The following is a 21,368-nucleotide window of genomic DNA, read 5'->3' on the forward strand; positions in this document are numbered from 1 at the left end:
TTTCTATTAAGTTTCTTTATATAAAATGCACCATTGATTTTAATGTGCTAAACCATAGCGGAGTAAGGAATACATAGGATCGAGTAGGGAGAGGGGCTAATAATATGGACAAGGTGTTACATAAGATAGCTAATTTGATTAGCGGTGAGGCTAATAGATTCATCATTGGGATTTCGGGTCATGGTGCATCTGGAAAAACAACGTTTGCTCATAATCTTTTAAAGCTTTTGCAGCAGGATGATGTGAATTATATTAATACAGACCCCTATATTGTTGAATCTAGTCTTAGAAAATACACTTCTATCGACTATGAATATAAGAATGTACATTATCACGATAAAGTGACAGCTTGTCATCCTGCTGCTCATCATATATTTGCTTTAGAGAGAGACATTCATATGTTGAGGGATGGGTTGGATTTTTACACAATTGGCACAGACTATACAAAAAGTATGTTCATATCTTCACAAAACAAGGTGAATATTGTAGAAGGCATGAGTGTTGCCTTTACTGATCCGGATTTGTATGATCTGAAAATCTACTTATACACGGATGGAGAAACTGAGTTGATAAGAAGGAGTATACGTGATGTTTCTGAAAGAGGAACAGATATTAATTATTTAAGAAAATCCCATGAACAGCGCAGGATGCAATATGAGTTGTTTATGCATTCTTATCATCATAAATTTGATATCGTTTTAAAAAATTCCAATGAACAGTATGTTCTTGAAAAGGGAACATTGTAGAGGGGGAAGAGAATGCTTCCAAATGTTAGGCTAGCAACGATATGTGACGCGGATGTTTTGTCTAGATTAAATCATGAGTTCAATGGTGGAGTAAAACGTCCTGTGCCGGAGATCATCAAGTGTTTGAACAGCAATAATGAAGTGGTGGCCGTGGCTACTTTAAGGGATGAAGTGGTTGGTTTTGGCTGTGCTCAAAGTCTGAAATCATTTTGTTATAATGAAGCATATGGTGAAATTACTGAAATGTATGTAAAAGAGTCAGCTCGTAGAAATGGTGTCGCTACTGCACTAATTTCTTTTCTGGAAAGTCAGCTTTATTCTCGTGGAGTCAAAACAGTTAAGATTTTAACAGGAGAAGATAATCGTGTAGCCATTAAAGCGTATGAATTGAGCGGGTATGTTAAGGATGATGAAGTAATGTTAAAGAAAAAACTTTAAAGCATAATGAACAGTGAATCAGGCAATTTATTGTGCTGGTCCAATTGGATAGCAATAAAAGGACGGAAGCCGCTTTACTGGCTTCCGTCTTTTTGGAACTGTGGAAATGAACAGACGCTATTTATTTATCGCTGAGTCACCTATTGGAGTGAATGTATTCTCCACAGTAAGGTTAGAGAACTTAGCATAGTTCAGTTGCTCAATCTTATTGGCGACATCATTGCTGTCAACGGCGAATCCGACATATACCGAACCATCCATAACAATAGTTCGCTCGCCAATTAGCTTCCAGTCTTTTCCGTCCGTTGATCCGTAAGCATAGAAAACATCTCCCTTACGGCCAAGCTTGAGCCAATACCCTTGCTCCACACCATTAATTTTAAATGGAATATCTGAAACAAGTTGAATGCCAGCTTTTTCAGCAGCAGATACGCTGTCTAAAGTTTCAGTTAATTCATCAAATCCTCCGCCCTTAATATTTCTGCCTGTCAGATAAGATGACCAGCTGGTTTCTTTGGACAACTTCACATAGGAGATACCAAGGGCCGCCGCGGCACTGTCTTTATTCAAGTCATCGCGGATCATTAGCCCGGTGAAGGCATGGTTGTCAACGGCCCCGATTTCTTCGAGCTTCGCGGTAAATTCCATATCTCCGTTCATTTCTTTATACACGAAGTGGAAGTCATCTTTGGTTGCATTGTTTGCTTCGGATCGTTCTGTGCCACCTTCACTTTTTCCAAGCTTTCCGTTGCCTTTAACGGTAAGCACATCATTTGTCATACTTCCGGAACCCTTAATGTTCGGATCACCGATATCTGCTGTAGTCCAACCCTTTCCAGCCAGGGAAGAGGTAGCAGCATTGATATGGATATTAGTGGCTGTGGTCTGGGTCTCATTTCCTTGGGTATCGGTCACTCTTGCAGAAATATAGTAGGAAGCATCCGTTAAATTCTTGAGGGTGTATGTGTATGTGTTGCCTTTTTTGACTGCTTCCCCAAGATATTTAGAACCATTATATACAGCAACTTTTTTTATTTTGTTTCCGGATCTAGGGGAAGCATTGATTTTAACTACGACCTCTTTCCCGGTAACAAATTGTGCATTGTTTTCTGGCGCTAAAAGCTTAGCATCAGGGTTTTCGGCGACGTGTTTCATATCAACTAGGCCGTTAATATAAAGCTCAAGCCAGGTGTAACCATTTTTAGTAACCGTTTTGTATGCATCCTTGCTGCCCCAGATTTTATTTTTCTTTTCCCACTTGTCGTCTATTCCATTTTTATTAGTGTCAAATTGCTTATCATATTGTGCCTCAATGACGCCAAAGTCTGAAATGTAACCCCCGACTTCATGTTCAGTGTTGATATATCTTCCCGAGTTCTGCTCGACTTCTGCCACAATTCTTGCATCGATAGCATCGCGACGTGGATAGGTAGCGCCCGCTTGTTGCAGAATGCTTTTTAATAGTGATTCATTCGCTTGCTTTACGCCGGACTTAACATAATTATCAAATGCTTTATTGGTAATACCATGGTTAACTCCAGTACTGTCCGCGGAAAGATATGGTGTGGCTGCAAGGGTCGTCTTTTGTTCACCACTCTGTACGCCAGAAAATTTCACATAATCTGAAGAATCATTCAGTAAGCCTGTGAGCTTACCGTTAATTCTGTTTCCAGTAATATAGAAACCGCCCAGCTTGGTAGCTTCACCGGCGTCAATCACTCGGTTAGTTACATTATCTCTTGTACCTGGGCCGGCAATTTCGATATTGTTCATAAAGTTAGTAAAAGTAAAACCTCCGCCATAAGTGCCGTTAAAGCCCCAATTGTAAATTACATTGTTCGAGAACTGAACAACCGCCACATGATCAGCATCTGCAGCACCTGCGTAACCGCCGCCTAGTCTTGGATTTCGCGAGGTATGGTTCGCATACAGATTGTGATGGAATGTTGTTTTGTCTCCGCCTGAAATACCGCCGTAGCCATGTCTTCCTTTGGAATGCCCGGATAGAGTCAGACTTTCGGAAATAATGGACCACTGGATCGTGCCATTTTCGCCTCTATATAAAGATAGAGTTTCATCTGTGTTCCAACTGAAGGAACAATGGTCAATGAGGAAGTAGTTGTTGTCTCTCCCCCAAAGCGCATCCATTGAATCACTGCCATTATACACATTAGTGGCACCCGGACGGAAAGCGGTGTACCGAATAATGATATTCTCTGAATTGCTGATATTGGTATCCCAACCTGCAATGGTAATTCCGTTGCCTGGAGCGGTTTGCCCAGCGATGGTCAGGTTTTTAATATTATTGAGACTTAACGTGCTCTTCAGTTCAATCGTTCCGGAAACATGAAAAACAATGGTACGACCCTCTTTAGGCGTAGATAAAATCCCGTAGCGAAGGGACCCTGCAATCGGTTTGTCTTTTACAGCGTAATCTTCAAGGGTAGTTACGATGTATACATCGCCCCCTCGACCACCGCTTGTATAGGCGCCGCCACCTTCCGCGCCAGGAAAAGCAAGAATAGAGGCACCCGCAAAACTTTTGTCTCCGTCTGCCTGCCCTGAAGCTGCAAGTGTGTGACCTCCTAAAAATGAAAACGCTACCGAAAAACTCAATAAGACACCTATAACCTTACCTGATTTTTTACTCTTCCATTTCATCTTTTTGACGTATAACATGGATACAGTCTTATCGCTGAATGCTGTTCCTGTTATACTTCCTCCTCTCAGTGAAATGTTACTGGTCTGCGACAAGCAGCTTACTGGTAATACTTTAAAACTTTTAGGGCGTATTTACCTGCCAAAAAAATCTTTTTTTGTGCCAACTATTGCTCTTTGGTTCTTGCGTAAACGAACAAATTCATATTATGTTCTTAGTATTACATAGCTATAGTGCTTGGCATTTCATGACGATAGGGAGAAAAACATGAATATTAAATATCAGCATCGTGACCAGGCGTTTCACTCCTTTATTTCTACCAATAACACTTATCCTCTTCATCTACACAAAAATGTAGAGATGACAATGGTTTTGTCCGGCAAAATCAATATCAACATCAATGGAAAAGAGTATGATTTGTCTGAAGGAGACATAGCGATTATTTTCTCCAATCAACCTCACAGCTACAAAACCCTAGAGAAAAGCCAGATCCTGCTGTTCTTTTTTGACGCCACTTTTCCGGGGGATTTTGCGGGGGATTTGCTTAATCATGTTCCGGATAACCCTATAGTTTCGAAACAAAAGGTGCTTCAAGATCTGCTGGAAACCTTGTATAAACTATATAAAGAACAATGTGATGTTCGTCTGCTCAAGGCTTATACCTCTGTAGTATTAGGGCACGCGCTGCCGTTACTGTTAATGAAAAAAGTAGACTATAAAAAAGAAATGGATCTCGTCCCCAAAATCCTAGCTTACATCGACATGCATTTTTTAGATCACATAAATCTGAATACGCTTTCAAGAGAGCTTGGCATTAGTAAATTTATCATTTCCCGAATCTTTTCTGAGCAGTTTCATATTTCATTTCGTGATTACATCAATGGCCAACGGGTAGCCTTTGCTCATATGCTGCTGTTATCCACTACCCATCCGGTCACGGATATCGCGTTTGATTCCGGATTCAATAGTTTGCGTTCTTTCTATCGTGTTTTTAAAAATGAATACGGGATCACCCCCAATGAATTTCGCCGAAAAGTATCGAAGGAGTGTGTAGAATGAAAATGATGAGGATGGCTTATATTCTATTTGATGGGATGACAACGTTAGATTTTGTTGGTTTTTACGATGCGGTTACCCGGATGGGAGTTCTAAAGGCGATAGAAAATGTATCGTGGGATTTTTGTTCCAACAAGGAAGAAGTCACGGATGATCGAGGATTGACGTTGAAAATAAACCAGGTTTCCCCTGATCTGTCAGCCTATGATTTGATATTTATCCCTGGAGGGTTTTCGACTCGACAACTTAGATTCGATACTAATTTTATAACATGGATTCAGACTGCCCGAGAGGTTGAATACAAGGTGTCAGTGTGTACAGGAGCTTTGATTTTGGGAGCTGCCGGTTTCTTAAATCAGAAGAAGGCGACTACCAATCCTTCTGCATATGAACTATTAGCACCTTATTGTTCCGAAGTAGTTAAGGAACGGTTCGTAAGGGATGGAAATGTTTTTACTGGGGGAGGAGTAGCAGCTTCGATTGATCTGGGTTTATATTTCATAGAATCGCTTACTAATGAAAATGTAGTTCGAGAAGTGCAAAAGAAGATGGATTACCCATATTACAAGACAATTAACCCTTCCAAAGGGAAATCATAACTATAATATATGGGAATTAATGATATAATATCCAAAGTGAAATAATTAAGGCGATGAATAGAGGTGTAAGGTAATAGATATGAACTATCGTAAAGTATTCTCACTACTTCCCATGATCATTTTTTTGTTTATTATATGGTACTTTTTGATGGCAGGGACTTCAGCTGTTGTTAATGTAGTGTCAGTAAATAAAAGAGAAATAGTAATACAAAATATGAGCGGTGATCAAAATACAGTCACAATCCCAAAAGGAATATATAAGTTAATAGATGTAAATGAGGAGTACTTTATTTCATATAATAGTAGAATAGGGCAAAAGCCATTCTTAACCTCAATAAAACCAAGTGCGAAATGATGATTTGAAAAATCGGCTGTAAGTATAAAAAGCATAAAGATGGTGGGATTGTTTTGCGTGCAGTTAAGCCTATAATGTTATGGTTTATTTCGACGATTTTATTCACCCTGGCAGCCTTTGGATTGGAGCTTTGGGAAGGAACTAAAATAAGTACAACAGAATATTACGGTTTTCAAAACATTGGGTTTGCTTTTATTTTTCTGGTGTTCCTCTTTTCAGTTCTTCTTTACCCGGTTATACTGCTTCCTTTATCATGGGTTATTCGAAAGATAGTTAATCCTTTAGTAAACCGCATAATGATATTCTTATTGAGTGGTATTGCGGGATATGGTTTCTTTTACGAGGTGTACGATGAACGCTTTATACGGGAATACCATTTGAATAGTAGTACAGCTATTATTTTTTTCGGTATTGCTGGTTTCATCTATGCTCTGGTGGATTACTATTTTGAGTCGCAAGCCATTAAAGCCGAACAAAATCCCTGCTAACCGTGGCGGCCGGCAGGGACGTTATTTTTTAATCTAAGTATTAGGTAATTTGTTAACCTCGTCAGTAAAGGCTTCCAAGTACTGGGTGAATAATCCTGTATCTATTTTGGTGGTTGCATCATTTGCAATAGGAGGCGTATCTTGGATTTGTTTGTACATACGATCCATCTCACCCGTGAGCTTAGCCCAGATGCTTTTAATTGAATCATATTTTGCATCAAGGTTGCTGATATAACTATCGTATTCCATTTTTTGAATCATAGCTTTTCCTAATTGCTCGATTGTAAAATCTATATCTATTGTTTCACCCGTAGAGCCAGTTCCTGAACCTGCATACCAGCTGATATCAACAAATCCATCATTCCAAATATCTGAAACGACAAAATTACTGATTTCTTTAAGCATCGCTTCAGGAAACTGTTCAGTTGTACCTGCATTACCTGAATCTGAAGTATTAATTACAGGTTCCTTGAAGAGTTTCCTCACTTCGTTAAATGCATCCTTATCTTTGTCATTAGACGAATACCCCCAACCAACTTTGTCATTTTTAATAAAAATGATAAGTTCGCTATTGGAGGAAGACTTCTCACCTTGGATAAGCACGAGTTTATCTTTTCCGCCATCTTTGTCCGTATAATCAGCTGTTTCAATTACTGTAGGATTCTTAAGTTTATTATTCTCGGGTGTCTCAGTAGATTCAGCCATTTGGAAAATGGGTTGTACATCTGGAAGTATATTTTCGGATACGAATTTCTTTTTCGCTTCGATATCTGAACCATTGAGGAAAATCTCTACATAGTTGAGAGCCAGTTTCTCGGAAGCTGTAAGTTTCTTTTTTGGCTCAGGAGTGGGCTCTGAAGGGCTGGCTGTTGCTTCGGACGGTATAACTCCTGTAGACGTTGTATTTTTTTTCTCTGAATTTGTTGTGGAACTACCACATCCTGAAAGGATTACAATAGTTGCCACGATACATAAAAAAGCTTTTTTGTTCAATTTTATATCCCCCTAAATCTGCTAATAATTGCTAATTAATTCTACCAGATATAGGAATAGTAATCTATGAATTATAATTTATGGCGGAACCAATATATTAGATTAGCGTGTTTTATTTGTCGGAGGTGAGCATTTTGCTGAAAGTACTAAGAGTGTGCGGTATTTTATTCAGTGCAGCAACAATCATTCTGGGAATCACATTTTTCCGCGGCCAGGATCAAGTGATAGTGTCTTGGACTATGCTGGGGATGTGCGGAGCTTTAATATTTAATGGAGCGGCATTGTATTTGAAAACGAAAGATAAAATGGCTGTGCTATCCTCGATTGTTGGGATTGTATTGTTAATAGTCTCGCTTACTCAGTTTCCTTTTTAAAAATTAAAAACAGCCTCGTCAACCTTAATGGGTCGGCGGGGTGTTTTTACGTTTTTTCCCTTTATATTTATTTCTTTTTTTTCTTAGTGGGTCCGATCTGACGTCTTACCTTATCGTTCTCATCTACCTCAATAATATAAATCTCCTTCACTGTACCGGAGAGAGTAAACCATTCACGCATAGCTTCAGCCTCAGTCATCGGTCCTAATATTCGTTTCCCCCTATAACATATAAAAAACACTCATACTCCTTAGTTTGTTTGCGGAAATGCAATAAATGCTTATAGAACAAATTATAAACCTGAGCGATGACTTTGTATGTAATAATTCATGCCTGACGGGATATTTTTACATTGATTAACGAACGTACGTTTGGTTATAATACAAACAAATGTTCTTATCCTTGGAAGGTGAGTAATTATGCAAATAAGCATCGGTCAAACCATTGAAATAGTGTATCAAGATAAATCAGGTAAGATATCTCAACGGAAAATTGATGTGAAAGGGATTCGTGGGGGATATATTCGCGCAACTTGCTTATCAACCGGAGCACCGCGCGTATTTCTGGAGGCTAATATTCTTGCTTGGCAGCCTGTGCAAAAGAAGCGCTATGCTTAGTGACACCGCCCGAAAGCTACTAATGATCATGCGCCACTCTGCCGTGCATCATGCTCATATGCCAACTTTACAGGAGTTAGAGATCAAGAGTGGACGGACACCAGATAAGATCATTAGTGGGCTTAGGGAATTAGTTAACGAAAAATATATAGAATGGACCCCACACACTCCACCCGAGATCGCCCGAATTATTGAAGGCTGGGAAAGGATTGACCCTAGGTTTAAAAAGAGAAAGTCAGAGCCACAAGAGCTCCAGTGGGGGACAGATGGTAGTAAAACGAATTACTGGACGGATTATTAGGAGGGCAGCTTCATGATGAAAAAATTAGAGAACGTATGGGAGTGTAGCAGAATGATATTGCCTGAACATAAAAGCAGGATTATAGATGACAATAATGAACAGGAACGTCGTGAAAAACCCACTCTAGATCTACAGGAGATAGAGCGCTTTGAAATATTGTTATATCGTTCTATGGAAGAGCACAGCCCGATTACACTCACTCTGTTTGATCCCATGGAGAATATATTAGAACGAGGTATCGTGATGAAACTGGATAAACAACAGGGAATTAAACTCCGCTGGTCGGAGGAGGAGTGGGATTGGTTCAAGATGGAGGATGTTATTGCAATAACTACATAATTCACTTCATAAAAAACAGGTTAGGAGCAATCTCCTAACCCGCGCTGTACTTCTGATATTAATGTTCTGCTCCGTGGAATAAGACAACTGGTGAGGTACTTGGCAGTGCTGGCGCAATGCTGACGATAGTGAGGACCAACAATAAAGAGACGGCAAATTTTTTCACAGAGACTCAACCCTTTCTTTGAAATTTATTATTTTCTCTTCAAAATCTTTAATCTGAGTAGCATCAGCACATGAACGTAATGATTCGAAGTATACTACTGCTTGTTTAAAGATTTTATCAGAGTTTGTGACCTCTGCAGAATCTAATAATTTCATGCTATATTTGATAGCTGTATTATAATCTTGAATTTTTGTTTTATATCTGATCATATTAATAAAAAAAGTTTCTTGGTAGGAATTTATTATAATTTCATCAGCAGCGGTATCCTCAAATTTTGAAATACTATTAGAGAAAAGTTCTAAATGAGATTCAATGTTTAAATTGAAATTAGTAGCTGTTTTTAACAAAGTTATCAGTCCCGGTAGAACTTCTTTAGTGTTGGATAAAAGGAAAGAAACATAACGATCTATGAATTGAATATTTCCGGAAAGCACTTCTACTTCTAAGAGATTTGGCTCTGATATGTACTTATAATAGGCTACCTCATTTAATCCTTCAGCATCTAATCCCTTGAACCAACTCAAATCACTGTAAGCTTTAATGTAAGTTCGAGCTTTATCATAATTTTCGATTTCTTTGTGGGCTAGTCCCAACATAAGCAAGCTGTATCCATAATAATAAATTAAAGGTCGTTGGTGTTTTAGTTCCAGTTCATTATTGTGTGTGTAATTATTATAAATTTGAGTTATTCGGTTGAAAAAGGTATCTGCTAGTTTTAGAAGATTGGGCCAGCTTTCAAAAGAATATATCATTTTAAGAACTTTTACGGCTGGATCAAGATCTAGAAGATTTATATCTAAATCTAAATCGATATTTCCATCCAACGGCCTCACCTGCCTTTATTTTACATAATATACCTGTATTATACAATGTAATCAATAGATGGTCAATTAAGTGCTCCATATAAAAAATAGATGATTAATAGGGACCAATAGAGTAAATCTATCCATTATTGCGCCATGATGTGTGCCTGGGAAAGCTTTGGTAGTAGTAGATTACCGCTCTAGATGGCCACATAAAAAGTCATATAGATTATGTAATGCCTCAAGAATAGCAGCAGCTACGACATAAACTAAAAGGTTGCTATTGATTAAATCATTTACCGTATTATGTTTTGTGAGTACAAACTGGAAGAATGTGTACATCGTTTGGAGGATGTGACAACAGTTGCTCTACTTAATACACAGTACGAAGATACAGTTCATTAGACGAGTAGGAGTATCCCTCTTCTCCCAAAGGCTATGACGAAGTAGCCGCAAACTATTCATTTAGTTGAGTTGAGCAACGTGAAGTAAATAAAAAGCCTACACCATAAAAATGTAGGCCCACCCATTAAAAGTTACTCTGTTACTAATTTTGAGAAAATGCTTAAATCAATAAACTTTCCTTTGGACTTTTCGCACTTTCTCATTGTTCCTTCGAATGTATAGTTTAACTTTTGCAAAACTCTGATGGAATTATTGTTTTCGGGTTCGACTTTTGCTTCTATCCTGTTGAAATTTAAAGTGTTGAACGCATAATCCATCAGAGATTGAATGGCCTCAGGAGCATATCCCTTGCCCCAATAATCTTTACTAATATCGTATCCGATCTCTGCTTTAGCGTTTGAAGAATCTATAGAATTATAACCGCAGGAACCAATTATGCGATTTGATTCTAACTCAATTATGGAATAACGAATAGCTTTGCTTTCCAAAGACAGGTTATTAAGAATTTTAATCATTTCTACTGCTTGGCTTTCCTCAGTGAAACTATTGATATTCATAAACTTTGTAACCTCAGGATCAGACCAAATGTTAAACAAACTAGCAGAGTCAGATAATTTCATTTTTCTTAATATTAGTCTTTTGGTTTGTATTTCTGTAATCAATATATTACCTCCATTATCTATTTGTTTTGGGGTTAAGATATCGATATCTGCGCATAGTTCAGTCCCTTCAATATTTAATTCAACATTATTATAACGTAAGAGTTTTTTTATGTCACAGTACGAAGATACAGAACATTAAAGGAGTAGGAGTGTCCCTCCAAAGGTCATGACGAAGTAGACGCATATTGCGAAGTATAGAGGCTATCTAGCGGTAATGCAGCCTATTTCTCTTTTGGCAGAAGTAATGTTCTTATAAAAGCGCCAATACAGCCAGAAAGAATAATAATCATTACAACATTTAGTGATCTAATAAGTACCGAAGATGAAAAAATTAATTGAAGGCTTTTTTGTACGATGATAATTCCAAATACCAAAGACATGGTGATTAAGAATGTTTGGATAGATATTTTCAAATCATTAATTCCTCTCTAAACAAATTACCAAAATCTAAATTTATTTTAACAAAAAATGATTGAGTGAAACGTAGTACGAAGATACATGACATTAAGGGATAGAGGAGGTTACAGAAATCCGCTCCCAAAGGCTATGAAGAAGTAGCAGCCTATTGCGCATCAGGGAAGAGAAGGTCGTCGTTTTGATAATGAAATGATGTTTTTGTCCTTATCATCACCATGGTCTGCATTTTCTTCTATCTCTTTTTTCTCATCGTGAAACTCAACAGGAGATTGGGCCGTGATGTAGTCAAATGGAGTGTAATTATTATTTGGTAATTTTCTTGTAAGGATTACCTTTACAATGATGATTCCTAATGAGAGATAGAAAATCGCGCCTACTCCAGCCAACATGAACAGTACTAATCTCATTGTTAACACCGCCTTTGTTTGATTTTATAATCAAATGTTAATATTTACAAGATTCAGGCTGCTGAGTACTATTCATTCGACTGAGATTTGATGCACAGTAGGAAATGCTTGGGCCACTAGATTTTACAAATGGTGGAACCTTCGAACATACGAATGAAGTGTAGCACAATAGTCATACCTACACATGAAGTGGTTTGACAGTTATAAATATTAATTACTTTAAAGCATCACAGAAAGGTTGTTTTACAGACACCATACTCATATGGATATCCGATCTCATCTTTAAATGTAACCTCTGCACCATATCGACAGATACTGCTCTTAGAGACAGAACCTTTAATGTTGTGTATTTCATCTACTGTGCTTCTTGGTAATAAGATAGGTTTTTAGATATATCTGTTTCTAACGGTAAGACCAATTTTTATGTAGTTACTACATTGAATAATAATGGAAAGTTAAGTTTCAAACAAAAGCATCAGCTACCCCTCAGAAGGCAGATCAACCTGAATCAGAACCATCTGGTGATCGCGCAATACTCACAATTACATTAATAACTGGTCTTGAAAAAGTCAGTGTGGCGGCGGTGCCCCGACTGCTTTATTTCTGTAACGTTTCCGCTTAATTGGCTTTGTCAGAAGCTTCATAGATTAGGCAGCGAAGGGTCTGATCGGGATAGCGGAACTCCGCGGTATAGCTACTTCCATCTTCCAGCAACAGTTTAACATCCACCATCCCGCGTTTGTTGTTAAACTCGGTATCGGTTAGATAAGCTTTGACAATGGTTCTTGTTTCTCCCTGCTTGTCCGTGATGACCTGCACGGCTTTATGAATCCAACTGGCATCCTTCTGGATGGTGCCGGCTGCGTCGTCGTCGATGGGAGTTCTCTTCAGTGCCAAATTAATGGCTGTCGTATCCTCTACGGCACCGGTTGTTGCATTAATCAACACATCATATTCCCAGAATACCTCGCCTGATCCGAGCAGGGTAAGCGTCTTGTGAGGAGCAAAATGAACTGTCCAGGTTGGACGTTTGGTTAGTCCCAGCTCAATCAGCATTCCCGATGTTTTTAGCTTGGACACGTCGGCATCGAACAGCTTGCGCACACTGTCAGAGGCCAGTGCCTCAGCTTCAACCTGGCTGATTTTCTGAGGCTGAAGCTGAGGCACAGTCGGATTTCGTTTGGACACGAAGTAATTCAGCCGGTAGTACCAGTCAATCAGCTGTAACAGTTCCTCATCAGTCATACTCCTCTCCGGGTAGGTGTACGTATTGGTTTCTAAATCTAGATACAAATCTGCTTGTCCAGCCTTTAACGGCAGCTGCTGCTTGGGGCGGAGGCCGTCATACACATACTTATCGTCCAACACTTGTCTGCGGTTGATTTCGGATTCGGTTTCTTCCCGACCTGAAGTATGGGGATCTTCTGCTTTGTCTATAAAGTCATAGATTTGCTGGATTTGCGCTGCTGTCATCTGTTGATACAGGTCTTGTTGTATGGTGGATACTGGCGCCGGCGCCTCCACCTTCAGCACGGGTATCGTGCTTTCACTCAAAGCCAGCCGGTTACTGCCCTGAATTGACGAACTGTTCTTGGCGAAAACTACGGAATTCATCAGGCTGGGGACGAGCAGCGCACTGGCTGCAAGCACACCAGCTGAAAACAGGATAACAACTAATGTAGCGGACCGCTTTTTCTTGTTCAATCGGATTACCTCCATTGGGATCTAAGATGATGAATCTTTATATATCTTAACACCAAGTTATTATAGAATTAGGAGGATAGTTGTTATGGAGTTGTAAAAAGATCGGATACTTCCCCTTCACCAAGGACAGTCAGGAGTTAATCTCAATTTTGTCCACGTTTTTCTTCAAGAGCAACAGCTACAATGCAAGAAGTGTCTTTACAATAAAGATGTGCCAGAAGCGGGAAGTGTTTACTTAGTGTCGTATTTACATCGATGTGATTAGTCATAACTTTTCACTTAATTGGAAGTATGATTCGTGGGATAATTACATGAACAACAATAAAGTTATTAAGATGGACTTTAAAGCAGAAAAACGATTGGTTGCGAAGAAATAGATAGTTCGGAGAACAAGGAGTTTTTGTACTGATGAACAATAAAGATTTTCAATACAGAGAGACATACTTTATTGTGGGGAAACCAGCAACTCTATGGATACTCATACTTGGATTGGTTTCGTTTGGAACCAGATCCAATAGGTCATCTTATAGATTATGGTGGGATTGTAGAGGGGATGCACCGGATCTATTAAACTTGCTGGATCTCATTTTGTTTGGAAGTGATTTGAATTTAGAGCATGCATTCAATAACCTACGATATCACACTTCTTTAATCCGTTTGATCGCCCAAGAAGGAAAAGAAAATAAACCACTCTTAGTTCTTATTGTGAAGTAACCTGTAGAGTCGCTCTCCTGACAAAAACCAACATATGTCTCTCCACTGACTAAATGTATTTGTAGTTGTAATTCTGTTTCAATTGCGTGAAAAATCAGTGTGAGATTCATATTAAAGCCCCCTTGCATAAGATGATTATATTCATAAAATACCCACTTCATTGTTAATGAACGCAAAATAGTTGACAATTGACAATGTTGTAATATTTTAAACGTGATTTTGGCATAAGCATGTCTATAACAAATCCCCCATCAACCTTAAGTGGTAGGAGGGGGATTTGTTGTATTGATGAAAACTAACGATCCTTACCAGTGTTATAGAGCAGCATATATACTTCCCAATGAATTATATTAAGTTTATACAGTAAACTTTAATTCCTTTAGAATGATATTCAGGTGATTCCTAACGGATTTGTTTAATGGTTGTAAAGGCAAGGGAAGACTAGGACTTTTAATTAAGCCAATTATTTCAGCAGCTGCTGAAATCACTCGAAGGCTACCATAGCTATTGAATAACTTCCAGATCGGTTCTAGTAATGTTGAAAGGTGTTGTGCTTCTTCTAATGGCCACTTTGAGTCATTCTTGTGATATCTAGACATAACCTCGGAAATAAACCACCTAGCACTGAGACCATAAGTCACAACCTGCACTTAAGCCTGGATATGCGGATGGATTCCCGCTTATTCCAAACGTAACATGGAGTGGAATAACAGCTCTGAGTTTTTCTACAGCAATTCTGCTGTACAGCTCATCACTGAAATGGAAATGTGAAGTGCCGGGATTATCATAAACACAAAGTGGAATGGAGAGTGAACTTGTCACCTGCTCGTATAGAAAAAACACCTCTTCATCTGTTAGTGCCTGATAGGAGATAGGAGCCAAGAGTACTGCACTTGCCCCAGCTTGTTGTGCATCTTCCGCTAATTGAAGTCCTTCTGAAGTTCGAATCGCACTTATGCTTGTCATCACGGGAATCCCTTCAGCAGAACTAACAGCAAGCTCAAGGACACGCAAACGCTCCCCTCTACTAAGATACGCATAGTTTCCAGTTGATCCCAGTACACCAATTGAGTCTACTCCCGCCTTTACCAATTCTTTAATAAAAAAAGGGACCAATTTTAGAGGCTAGGTGTTGTTAGAAATTATGAGTTGCCACGTTTGTCCCGTAGCGATTTAGATTCAGAACAAACATAAAATAACCTGTCAAGCTAATGCCTGAAGAGTCTATTAGGTGCTTATACGATAAACTCTGTAAATACTGGGCTTCGAAGCATGCCAGATTTGGTCCGGGACTCCAGATGTACAAACTCCGTATCCTTACCTTTGTATATCAAGATATCAAAGATGGCGTAATACGCTGGGAGTGTCCCAGTGAGTTGAGTTATTTTATCAGTTCCTCTCGCTTGAAATCGGCTCATAACAGATTCAAAATCGGATACTCTCAGTACGAAGATACAGGGACAGAGAGGGTTAATAGCCCTCCTCTCACAAAGGTTATAACGTAGTAGATACATATTGCGACATGAAAAAAAGATAAAAATGCTTATGCATCCTTATCCTTTTCAAGTAATTCTATTATTCTGTCTAATTTTTTTTCTATGTTAGTAGTTTTATCTGAAACTTTGTTTTTGGTTCCATAATCACCTTTTAACAGTAAAACCAAGGGAATCGCCAAAACAAATACCAACGGTATTAAAAAAAAATATTGCAAGATAGCACCTCATTAAAAGTTTTTATTTAAGTATAACAAATTTCAAAAAAAAGACTCTCTCCCACAAGGAGGATATAAGAGATAGTTTGGCTGTACTGAACTTATAAAGGGGTTGGATAATCTTCATTTCTTACCCATTAAAGATATACCATAGTAATCCATAAGCTATTCCGAAGTAAGCAATCACACCTAGTAAAGAGATGGATAAAAGAATAGTGATAACTTTCTTGCCGTTCATAAAATTCACCTCTTAATTAATATAGCACGGATTTAGGGAGGAACTGACGTCAATATGGTTAAGATCATCTTTGCTTTTATTCTCTTAGTTTCATTCATAGGGTAAATCGCCGAAATGGACAGAAATAAATTCGGTAGCATGACATGGCAGCAATATGTGTTGCTTCAATAATCGCATTAGCTGCGGTGGTTATTTTTTCATAAAACCCAAATTTGAGAGGAGCAATTATAAATGAAAGCCAACGTAACTACAAAGATCAAGGATATCAAATTTGGTAATAAAGAGGACGTAATCACGTTAACGATCGAGGGCAATATCACAGACCAGCAGGTATCCATCCTGCGAAACATTAAAAATACTGGCTAGCATTCGTAAGCTTCAGCAGCTCGCAAGCTGATCTGGATGATTATACTCCAACACATACGCATCAAGGTATTCGCGGAACGATTGATAATGATGGATCGGTTAATGTTGACTCCGGTCAGATGACGATAGAAGAGGTGACTGAAGAGGAAGACGAGAACGAAGAAAGAGAAGACGATCAGGAAGAACAGGAAGAACAACAGGAACTAAAAGATACAGATGGTCAAATAATTCCTGTGAATAAAGACGATCTGCCGTTCTAAGATGGTATACTCCCCGACTTCGGTCGGGGGATTCTTAACAAAGGGGGATTGCCCAGTGCAACAGATTTTATTGCCTGAGATAGATAGAGAACGGACGCAAGCTGCCGTTGAAGCGGCTCTTGAAAAATATAGGATATTTGAGTTTTTGTCTTTCGAGAAGGAGGAAGAGAAGGGTGATTGAACAAAGGTATAAGACTACTTCTGATTATCCCTCTGTACTTACAGCGAAGGAAATACAACAAATACTTGGTATAGGTGAGCGTCAAACATATGAACTATTAAACTCGGGTCAATTTCATATCGTGAGGGTCGGAAAGATGATAAAAGTCTCAAAAGATGTATTTCTTAAATGGTTACAAGGATAAAAAAGTGGTGCCGATTATGGCACCACTTTTTTGCTTTAGTCTACTACAGGGCACCATAATGGCACCAATTTGTATTTCAGTCAAAACCTAAACATCCCTAAACAAAAGAAAAAGCCTTATTATATAAGGCTTTTTCAGTATAGGACGGATGGGGTTCGAACCCATGACCCCTACCCTGTCAAGATAGTGCTCTCCCGCTGAGCTACCGTCCTGCGACGAAATTTATAATACCATACGATAGAGTAGGATGGCAATTCTTTTTTATAATCAATATAGATGTAGAGTTGTATTTACTTCTTAATTTTCTCCGATTAAGTAGTTAAATAGCTAGAAAGGGGATGACCCTTCATCCCCCTGCACCGAGTCAGATAAAAAACGGGAGTAGAAATAGACTGCTTATTCCGAAAAAAGGGATACGGCGTGGATAGAAGCGGCGTCTTGGGTAAAAGCCGGGCTGGAACCCGAATTGTCTATAGTTCGACTGCTCGGCAGGCATTCCGTTCATACGATCGACCATTTCATTGCTGGGAACCGCTAGGGTGATATAGTTCTGATCCACGTGAGCGATGAAGCCGTCAAAGGATTGACCATCAGTCGTTACTATACCTACATATTTATTCATGCAATTCCAAGCGACCTGTTGATGAAAATTTGTATTTGATTCCATGGATATCCTCCTCGAATGTTTCAATCCTGATAACAGTCTATGGTCCTTTGCCTACAACGTTCACGGCGTTTGCCTATATGTAGGAAGGTTAATTTTCAGGGATAATCACTGGGGAGGATTCGATTAGTTCTTTAATCTATACACATGCTTGTGCTGTACTTTCTAATCAGTATTATTCTTGGAGTTATTGGAATGAGCTTCAATGGAGTAGATAACTTCTTTTTTGCCAGTAAGAGGGGAGTCATTTATAAAATACAATTTGTCACCGCTCCGTTTTACGAATTTCAAAGTATCTCCTTTAAAAGGAACATCGTTATTTTCCGCATATTCCTGATCCTTTGCTGTGAGTAGCTCCTTATACAAAAGGGTTCGCTCGCCTGTTTGGCGGTCGATTAAGGTTAGCAATCCATTCTGATTTCCACGAAGCAGTATGATTTCTTTATCAATGCTTTCTACATAGTAAGCATCTTCCTCGCCACCCAGCTTTACAAGATCAAGAGTATCTATTACATTGCCTGTGCCGTCTTGGATGAAACGTAAGGTATTACCATCATGCAAGATGAGGTTGCCATCATAAGGTTTGAAATCCGCATCTCCTCTGAACTGGTAAGCGAATGTGGCCTTGCGTAGTAATGCACCATTTTTGAATATGAGTGTGATTTCGCGTGTATTAATATGAGGCTCTCCATAGGAATCAATAATCTTAATGACTAGCAGACCCCCCGCCGTTTTCTCGATCTTCATTCCTGCCCAGTCAAAGTTTGTTTGGAGTGAAGTGAGTTTTATCACCGTATCCTTGCCTTGTGAGACATATAAATCACCATTAGCTTTGACCAGCGTATAGGTACGCCCTCCAAAGGATTCTGTGAAAACATTGTAGGTCTTCAGATCATCTGCTAAAAGTGTGTTCGTTGTGGAGTCCAGACGGAGATGGCTGCCTTCGAAAGCCTTAACGATAAAACGGGCCGGCACATATATCCCATCTTCTTTGGATTTAAAAGGTATTCCTCCTAGATCTACCGCTTTCCCGTCAAGCACGCCTGTTTGACTCCCGATTCGAATAGCAAAACTTTTAGTCCAGCCTTTGAATAGAGCACGTTTGCCGGATTTATCCCATTCCATTTTTAAGCCAGCTTGCCCAGCGATCCCCCGAACATCTACGTAGATTACACCATTTTTGAGCAGCGCAGGTCCGCCTATGTTTCCACCAGGAACGCCAAATTGGTAGTATACTTGCGAAGTATTAGCAGAGGAAGCTTGGGCGAGCGCAGAGGACTCCGATACAGTTAATGAAGAGCTTGTTGACATGGTGGCAGGGAGTAAAAGTGTTGAGAGCATTAAGACGGATAACCAAGCTTTGGAGTGAAAAGAGAGCATATGAACCAACCCTTTCTTTATCTGGCAGTAAAATTTATCCAAGATAGTTGGTTTGACGCTGAAACGTTTCTAAAAGTTGCGTCGTATACTTTCCAAAGGGCTCACTGTAGAAATATCCTTAATGCTTCTATGATAAGATAGATGGAACTGTACAGTAGTTTCTTAAAATTGAAAGATAAAGGAGCTTGTGATCTTGCCGCAAATGCAAAATGAGCAGAAAAAGAATACTTCTACTCCGCTGAAATGGTTGGGGGGCGGAGCCGCCATGCTCCTGTTAAAAGGAAAGGCGATTTTGTCTCTGCTGAAAATAGGTAAAATTGCCGGGCCGTTAATTTCCATGATGGTTTCTATAGGAGCATATGCTTTGATTTATCCGTGGGGGTTTGCTATAGGTATCGTCCTGCTTTTGCTTGTTCATGAATTGGGACATGTTATAGCCGCTAAGCGGATCGGGCTACCCGTCAGCGCTCCGTTATTTATTCCTTTTTTAGGCGCCTTAATTACTATGAAAAAACATCCGCTGGATGCGAAGACAGAAGCGTATGTTGCTTTTGGCGGACCGATTCTGGGTACTATTGGGGCTACTGCTGTTTTTGGAGCGGGATACTATATGGATAGTCCGCTTCTTTATTCCCTGGCTTATATAGGCTTATTACTTAATTTGATTAATCTGCTGCCAATCCATCCGCTAGACGGTGGACGTATTGCTACCGCAGTTACGCGCTGGCTGTGGCTTGTGGGTCTGGTGGGTGGCTTAGCTATAATCGTTTACTTGCGTTCGATTTTGTTCTTTATCATCTGGGCAATGTTTGCTTACGATCTGTATAATAAATATGTGAAAAGACGTAACAACAACCGCCCGCAGTCTGTGACTAAGGGGTTCTTAATTCCCGTGGAGCCCTTGCGAGAGGCGGGTTACATGATTCCAGGAGCTGAGCATCGCCGGGATTTACCTTTTACTACCTACAGTGATCTAGAGAGACAGCAGTATGTTGTGGTCAGATGGGACCAGCTGAATTATTATGGAAAAGCTACACTGCCACAGCAATGTATTATTGAAAAGGTAAGAATTTCGCAGCTGGAGCAAGTAACGTTAGAGAATGGTCTTCATTTAAAGATGCAATGTGACATTAGCTGTACCGTACACGATAATGATAAGTATTACGATGTGCCAGCCAATACACGCTGGAAATATGGGACAGCTTATTTTGTTTTAGCAGGCTTTTTGGTTGGGATGATGTATTTAGTCCATTTGGTTGGAAACGTCAATCTCTAAGAGGGAAACTGGAATGAATAGCTCCTATTGTTTATAAAGCTCCTGAATCGTCAAAGCTGTAGTGAGTATAAATGCAGCTGCGATGAAAGGAGCTTTTTTATGTCTAAAATTGTGAAATGGGAAGTCGGCGTTTGCCTAGTGTTACTGCTGGGTGTAGTGGGGTGTTCTACGGCGAAACCCGCAAAAGTTATCGAAATCAATGAGATGACCAATCTGGATGGCAAATCTAAAAGTCAGTATCCTCCGTTGTCACCTGTGATGCAAGACGTATATAACCGTTCAATCCCTGAAGAAGTATATTCTGTGGATTAGTCTACTGAGAGGTTAAGGATTCCATGTGTAGGCTTTTCTTTCTTGTCATTATTTTATATAATAGACAACTATCGTTGGCTATATAGAGAGAGGAGTTTGCAACTAACATGGCGGCAGAAATCTTACGGGTAACTACAGAGGAACAGCTTCAGATGGGGCTGGATATCCGCACTAAAGTATTTGTTGAGGAACAAAAGGTACCGGCCGAGGAAGAAATTGACGAATATGATGCCATCAGTCCGAATGCGCACCATATTCTGATTATAGATGAAGGGATACCTGTAGCAACGGGTAGATTGATCTATTACAAAGCAGGTACGGCTAAAATGCAGCGCATCGCCGTATTGAAAGAATATCGGGTCAAAGGATACGGACGTGTCTTGTTACTGGCGATGGAAGAGCTTGCTCGGGAGCTTGGACTGGAAGCTTCAATTCTAGATGCTCAGTGTCAGGCAGAGAATTTCTATAAGAAACTCGGCTATGAAGTTATTTCTACAGAGCCATTCTATGATGCAGGTATATTACATGTACGGATGCAAAAAATGCTTTAAAG

At 39.5% G+C, this 21,368-nt stretch carries 28 protein-coding genes, 1 tRNA gene and 1 pseudogene; 17 read left to right on the top strand and 13 right to left on the bottom strand.

All coding sequences use genetic code 11. The annotated features are described in order from the left end of the window. Window positions 1–104: 104 nt before the first annotated feature. On the top strand, window positions 105–746 hold the full coding sequence (locus MHI25_RS12395; RefSeq protein WP_340395491.1) for a phosphoribulokinase: 642 nt from the start codon (window positions 105–107) through the stop codon (window positions 744–746). Window positions 747–758: 12 nt separating this feature from the next. After that, a complete protein-coding gene (locus MHI25_RS12400; RefSeq protein ID WP_076219632.1) occupies window positions 759–1,184 on the top strand; it encodes a GNAT family N-acetyltransferase in 426 nt (141 codons plus the stop codon). A gap of 117 nt (window positions 1,185–1,301) precedes the next feature. On the opposite strand, the gene MHI25_RS12405 is transcribed toward MHI25_RS12400, so the two are convergent. Next, window positions 1,302–3,863, bottom strand: coding sequence for an Ig-like domain-containing protein (locus MHI25_RS12405; protein ID WP_340395492.1), 2,562 nt, complete (start codon window positions 3,861–3,863; stop codon window positions 1,302–1,304). A 247-nt stretch (window positions 3,864–4,110) separates the two neighbouring features. On the opposite strand from MHI25_RS12405, the gene MHI25_RS12410 reads away from it, so the two are divergent. The 4 genes from MHI25_RS12410 (at window position 4,111) to MHI25_RS12425 (ending at window position 6,341) form a co-directional block, all read left to right on the top strand. Beyond that, on the top strand, window positions 4,111–4,902 hold the full coding sequence (locus tag MHI25_RS12410) for an AraC family transcriptional regulator (RefSeq protein WP_340395493.1): 792 nt from the start codon (window positions 4,111–4,113) through the stop codon (window positions 4,900–4,902). Window positions 4,903–4,907: 5 nt separating this feature from the next. Continuing rightward, the gene (locus MHI25_RS12415) at window positions 4,908–5,498 is read left to right on the top strand and encodes a DJ-1/PfpI family protein (protein ID WP_076130576.1); all 591 of its coding nucleotides are present in this window, start codon (window positions 4,908–4,910) and stop codon (window positions 5,496–5,498) included. A 79-nt stretch (window positions 5,499–5,577) separates the two neighbouring features. After that, on the top strand, window positions 5,578–5,853 hold the full coding sequence (locus MHI25_RS12420; protein ID WP_076130559.1) for a hypothetical protein: 276 nt from the start codon (window positions 5,578–5,580) through the stop codon (window positions 5,851–5,853). Window positions 5,854–5,906: 53 nt separating this feature from the next. Next, a complete protein-coding gene (locus MHI25_RS12425; RefSeq protein WP_081386269.1) occupies window positions 5,907–6,341 on the top strand; it encodes a hypothetical protein in 435 nt (144 codons plus the stop codon). Window positions 6,342–6,374: 33 nt separating this feature from the next. On the opposite strand, the gene MHI25_RS12430 is transcribed toward MHI25_RS12425, so the two are convergent. Then, entirely contained in the window at window positions 6,375–7,334 is a 960-nt protein-coding gene (locus tag MHI25_RS12430; RefSeq protein WP_081387711.1) for a hypothetical protein, read from the bottom strand. 134 nt (window positions 7,335–7,468) lie between these two features. On the opposite strand from MHI25_RS12430, the gene MHI25_RS12435 reads away from it, so the two are divergent. After that, a complete protein-coding gene (locus MHI25_RS12435) occupies window positions 7,469–7,708 on the top strand; it encodes a hypothetical protein (RefSeq protein ID WP_076189823.1) in 240 nt (79 codons plus the stop codon). A gap of 67 nt (window positions 7,709–7,775) precedes the next feature. Here MHI25_RS12435 and MHI25_RS12440 read toward each other — a convergent pair whose 3' ends face one another. Then, window positions 7,776–7,907: a hypothetical protein gene (locus MHI25_RS12440; RefSeq protein WP_256715146.1), complete on the bottom strand. Its 132-nt coding sequence runs from the start codon at window positions 7,905–7,907 to the stop codon at window positions 7,776–7,778. A 220-nt stretch (window positions 7,908–8,127) separates the two neighbouring features. Between MHI25_RS12440 and MHI25_RS12445 the strand changes: the two genes are divergently transcribed. From MHI25_RS12445 to MHI25_RS12455, 3 genes are read left to right on the top strand one after another with little or no spacing between them, the layout of a single operon-like run. Continuing rightward, complete coding sequence (locus MHI25_RS12445) at window positions 8,128–8,325, top strand: hypothetical protein (protein ID WP_282579736.1); 198 nt, start codon at window positions 8,128–8,130, stop codon at window positions 8,323–8,325. A gap of 58 nt (window positions 8,326–8,383) precedes the next feature. After that, complete coding sequence (locus tag MHI25_RS12450; protein ID WP_340395494.1) at window positions 8,384–8,626, top strand: hypothetical protein; 243 nt, start codon at window positions 8,384–8,386, stop codon at window positions 8,624–8,626. A gap of 12 nt (window positions 8,627–8,638) precedes the next feature. Then, window positions 8,639–8,965 carry a YolD-like family protein gene (locus tag MHI25_RS12455; protein ID WP_076189825.1) on the top strand — a complete coding sequence of 109 codons (327 nt, stop codon included), beginning with the start codon at window positions 8,639–8,641 and terminating at the stop codon, window positions 8,963–8,965. Between the two features lie 162 nt (window positions 8,966–9,127). Here MHI25_RS12455 and MHI25_RS12460 read toward each other — a convergent pair whose 3' ends face one another. From MHI25_RS12460 to MHI25_RS12490, 7 genes and pseudogenes are all read right to left on the bottom strand, one after another. After that, window positions 9,128–9,955, bottom strand: a complete 828-nt coding sequence (locus MHI25_RS12460; RefSeq protein ID WP_076189826.1) for a hypothetical protein — start codon at window positions 9,953–9,955, stop codon at window positions 9,128–9,130. A gap of 515 nt (window positions 9,956–10,470) precedes the next feature. Then, window positions 10,471–11,001 (bottom strand): GNAT family protein, encoded by a 531-nt coding sequence (locus MHI25_RS12465; RefSeq protein ID WP_076183325.1) that lies wholly within the window; start codon window positions 10,999–11,001, stop codon window positions 10,471–10,473. 572 nt (window positions 11,002–11,573) lie between these two features. Beyond that, window positions 11,574–11,825 carry a DUF3951 domain-containing protein gene (locus MHI25_RS12470; protein WP_036686019.1) on the bottom strand — a complete coding sequence of 84 codons (252 nt, stop codon included), beginning with the start codon at window positions 11,823–11,825 and terminating at the stop codon, window positions 11,574–11,576. 618 nt (window positions 11,826–12,443) lie between these two features. Next, window positions 12,444–13,529: a hypothetical protein gene (locus MHI25_RS12475; RefSeq protein WP_340395495.1), complete on the bottom strand. Its 1,086-nt coding sequence runs from the start codon at window positions 13,527–13,529 to the stop codon at window positions 12,444–12,446. A gap of 638 nt (window positions 13,530–14,167) precedes the next feature. Then, window positions 14,168–14,353, bottom strand: coding sequence for a hypothetical protein (locus tag MHI25_RS12480; RefSeq protein ID WP_139330169.1), 186 nt, complete (start codon window positions 14,351–14,353; stop codon window positions 14,168–14,170). Between the two features lie 246 nt (window positions 14,354–14,599). Continuing rightward, a pseudogene (locus MHI25_RS12485) lies at window positions 14,600–15,344 on the bottom strand (dihydrodipicolinate synthase family protein); the annotation flags it as partial. A gap of 442 nt (window positions 15,345–15,786) precedes the next feature. Next, complete coding sequence (locus MHI25_RS12490) at window positions 15,787–15,954, bottom strand: hypothetical protein (RefSeq protein WP_254847617.1); 168 nt, start codon at window positions 15,952–15,954, stop codon at window positions 15,787–15,789. A 469-nt stretch (window positions 15,955–16,423) separates the two neighbouring features. Here MHI25_RS12490 and MHI25_RS12495 point away from each other — a divergent pair, with 469 nt between their 5' ends. The 4 genes from MHI25_RS12495 to MHI25_RS12510 all read left to right on the top strand — a co-directional run bounded on the left by MHI25_RS12495 (window position 16,424) and on the right by MHI25_RS12510 (window position 17,183). Next, window positions 16,424–16,558, top strand: a complete 135-nt coding sequence (locus MHI25_RS12495) for a hypothetical protein (RefSeq protein WP_256716060.1) — start codon at window positions 16,424–16,426, stop codon at window positions 16,556–16,558. A gap of 119 nt (window positions 16,559–16,677) precedes the next feature. After that, window positions 16,678–16,818 (top strand): hypothetical protein, encoded by a 141-nt coding sequence (locus MHI25_RS12500; protein WP_175618939.1) that lies wholly within the window; start codon window positions 16,678–16,680, stop codon window positions 16,816–16,818. A gap of 55 nt (window positions 16,819–16,873) precedes the next feature. Next, complete coding sequence (locus tag MHI25_RS12505; RefSeq protein ID WP_256716059.1) at window positions 16,874–16,999, top strand: hypothetical protein; 126 nt, start codon at window positions 16,874–16,876, stop codon at window positions 16,997–16,999. Then, a complete protein-coding gene (locus tag MHI25_RS12510; protein ID WP_340395496.1) occupies window positions 16,992–17,183 on the top strand; it encodes a helix-turn-helix domain-containing protein in 192 nt (63 codons plus the stop codon). Before MHI25_RS12505 ends, MHI25_RS12510 begins: the two co-directional genes overlap by 8 nt. A 140-nt stretch (window positions 17,184–17,323) precedes the next feature. On the opposite strand, the gene MHI25_RS12515 is transcribed toward MHI25_RS12510, so the two are convergent. The 3 genes from MHI25_RS12515 to MHI25_RS12525 all read right to left on the bottom strand — a co-directional run bounded on the left by MHI25_RS12515 (window position 17,324) and on the right by MHI25_RS12525 (window position 19,158). Further along, window positions 17,324–17,395: transfer RNA gene (locus MHI25_RS12515), tRNA-Val, on the bottom strand. A gap of 152 nt (window positions 17,396–17,547) precedes the next feature. Then, a complete protein-coding gene (locus MHI25_RS12520) occupies window positions 17,548–17,850 on the bottom strand; it encodes a hypothetical protein (protein WP_036686108.1) in 303 nt (100 codons plus the stop codon). Between the two features lie 162 nt (window positions 17,851–18,012). Beyond that, a complete protein-coding gene (locus MHI25_RS12525; RefSeq protein WP_340395497.1) occupies window positions 18,013–19,158 on the bottom strand; it encodes a copper amine oxidase N-terminal domain-containing protein in 1,146 nt (381 codons plus the stop codon). A gap of 271 nt (window positions 19,159–19,429) precedes the next feature. Here MHI25_RS12525 and MHI25_RS12530 point away from each other — a divergent pair, with 271 nt between their 5' ends. From MHI25_RS12530 to MHI25_RS12540, 3 genes are all read left to right on the top strand, one after another. Beyond that, window positions 19,430–20,503, top strand: coding sequence for a site-2 protease family protein (locus MHI25_RS12530; RefSeq protein ID WP_340012723.1), 1,074 nt, complete (start codon window positions 19,430–19,432; stop codon window positions 20,501–20,503). A gap of 99 nt (window positions 20,504–20,602) precedes the next feature. Beyond that, window positions 20,603–20,815, top strand: coding sequence for a hypothetical protein (locus MHI25_RS12535; RefSeq protein ID WP_076136092.1), 213 nt, complete (start codon window positions 20,603–20,605; stop codon window positions 20,813–20,815). 107 nt (window positions 20,816–20,922) lie between these two features. Next, window positions 20,923–21,366, top strand: coding sequence for a GNAT family N-acetyltransferase (locus tag MHI25_RS12540; protein ID WP_076129114.1), 444 nt, complete (start codon window positions 20,923–20,925; stop codon window positions 21,364–21,366). Window positions 21,367–21,368: the final 2 nt, after the last annotated feature.

Origin of the sequence: Paenibacillus sp. FSL E2-0177 (assembly GCF_037992975.1) — a bacterium.
GTDB lineage: Bacteria > Bacillota > Bacilli > Paenibacillales > Paenibacillaceae > Paenibacillus_AQ > Paenibacillus_AQ odorifer.

Excerpts from the sequence above, each read along its gene's own strand:
- MHI25_RS12450 (WP_340395494.1), top strand. The coding sequence starts at position 8,384 with ATGCCAACTTTACAGGAGTTAGAGATCAAGAGTGGACGGACACCAGAT.
- MHI25_RS12455 (WP_076189825.1), top strand. The coding sequence starts at position 8,639 with ATGATGAAAAAATTAGAGAACGTATGGGAGTGTAGCAGAATGATATTG.
- MHI25_RS12540 (WP_076129114.1), top strand. The coding sequence starts at position 20,923 with ATGGCGGCAGAAATCTTACGGGTAACTACAGAGGAACAGCTTCAGATG.
- MHI25_RS12470 (WP_036686019.1), bottom strand. The coding sequence starts at position 11,825 with ATGAGATTAGTACTGTTCATGTTGGCTGGAGTAGGCGCGATTTTCTAT.
- MHI25_RS12480 (WP_139330169.1), bottom strand. The coding sequence starts at position 14,353 with ATGAATCTCACACTGATTTTTCACGCAATTGAAACAGAATTACAACTA.
- MHI25_RS12500 (WP_175618939.1), top strand. The coding sequence starts at position 16,678 with ATGACGATAGAAGAGGTGACTGAAGAGGAAGACGAGAACGAAGAAAGA.
- MHI25_RS12415 (WP_076130576.1), top strand. The coding sequence starts at position 4,908 with ATGAGGATGGCTTATATTCTATTTGATGGGATGACAACGTTAGATTTT.
- MHI25_RS12535 (WP_076136092.1), top strand. The coding sequence starts at position 20,603 with ATGTCTAAAATTGTGAAATGGGAAGTCGGCGTTTGCCTAGTGTTACTG.
- MHI25_RS12440 (WP_256715146.1), bottom strand. The coding sequence starts at position 7,907 with ATGACTGAGGCTGAAGCTATGCGTGAATGGTTTACTCTCTCCGGTACA.
- MHI25_RS12530 (WP_340012723.1), top strand. The coding sequence starts at position 19,430 with ATGCAAAATGAGCAGAAAAAGAATACTTCTACTCCGCTGAAATGGTTG.
- MHI25_RS12495 (WP_256716060.1), top strand. The coding sequence starts at position 16,424 with ATGAAAGCCAACGTAACTACAAAGATCAAGGATATCAAATTTGGTAAT.
- MHI25_RS12395 (WP_340395491.1), top strand. The coding sequence starts at position 105 with ATGGACAAGGTGTTACATAAGATAGCTAATTTGATTAGCGGTGAGGCT.
- MHI25_RS12520 (WP_036686108.1), bottom strand. The coding sequence starts at position 17,850 with ATGGAATCAAATACAAATTTTCATCAACAGGTCGCTTGGAATTGCATG.
- MHI25_RS12445 (WP_282579736.1), top strand. The coding sequence starts at position 8,128 with ATGCAAATAAGCATCGGTCAAACCATTGAAATAGTGTATCAAGATAAA.
- MHI25_RS12405 (WP_340395492.1), bottom strand. The coding sequence starts at position 3,863 with ATGTTATACGTCAAAAAGATGAAATGGAAGAGTAAAAAATCAGGTAAG.
- MHI25_RS12525 (WP_340395497.1), bottom strand. The coding sequence starts at position 19,158 with ATGTCAACAAGCTCTTCATTAACTGTATCGGAGTCCTCTGCGCTCGCC.
- MHI25_RS12420 (WP_076130559.1), top strand. The coding sequence starts at position 5,578 with ATGAACTATCGTAAAGTATTCTCACTACTTCCCATGATCATTTTTTTG.
- MHI25_RS12400 (WP_076219632.1), top strand. The coding sequence starts at position 759 with ATGCTTCCAAATGTTAGGCTAGCAACGATATGTGACGCGGATGTTTTG.
- MHI25_RS12410 (WP_340395493.1), top strand. The coding sequence starts at position 4,111 with ATGAATATTAAATATCAGCATCGTGACCAGGCGTTTCACTCCTTTATT.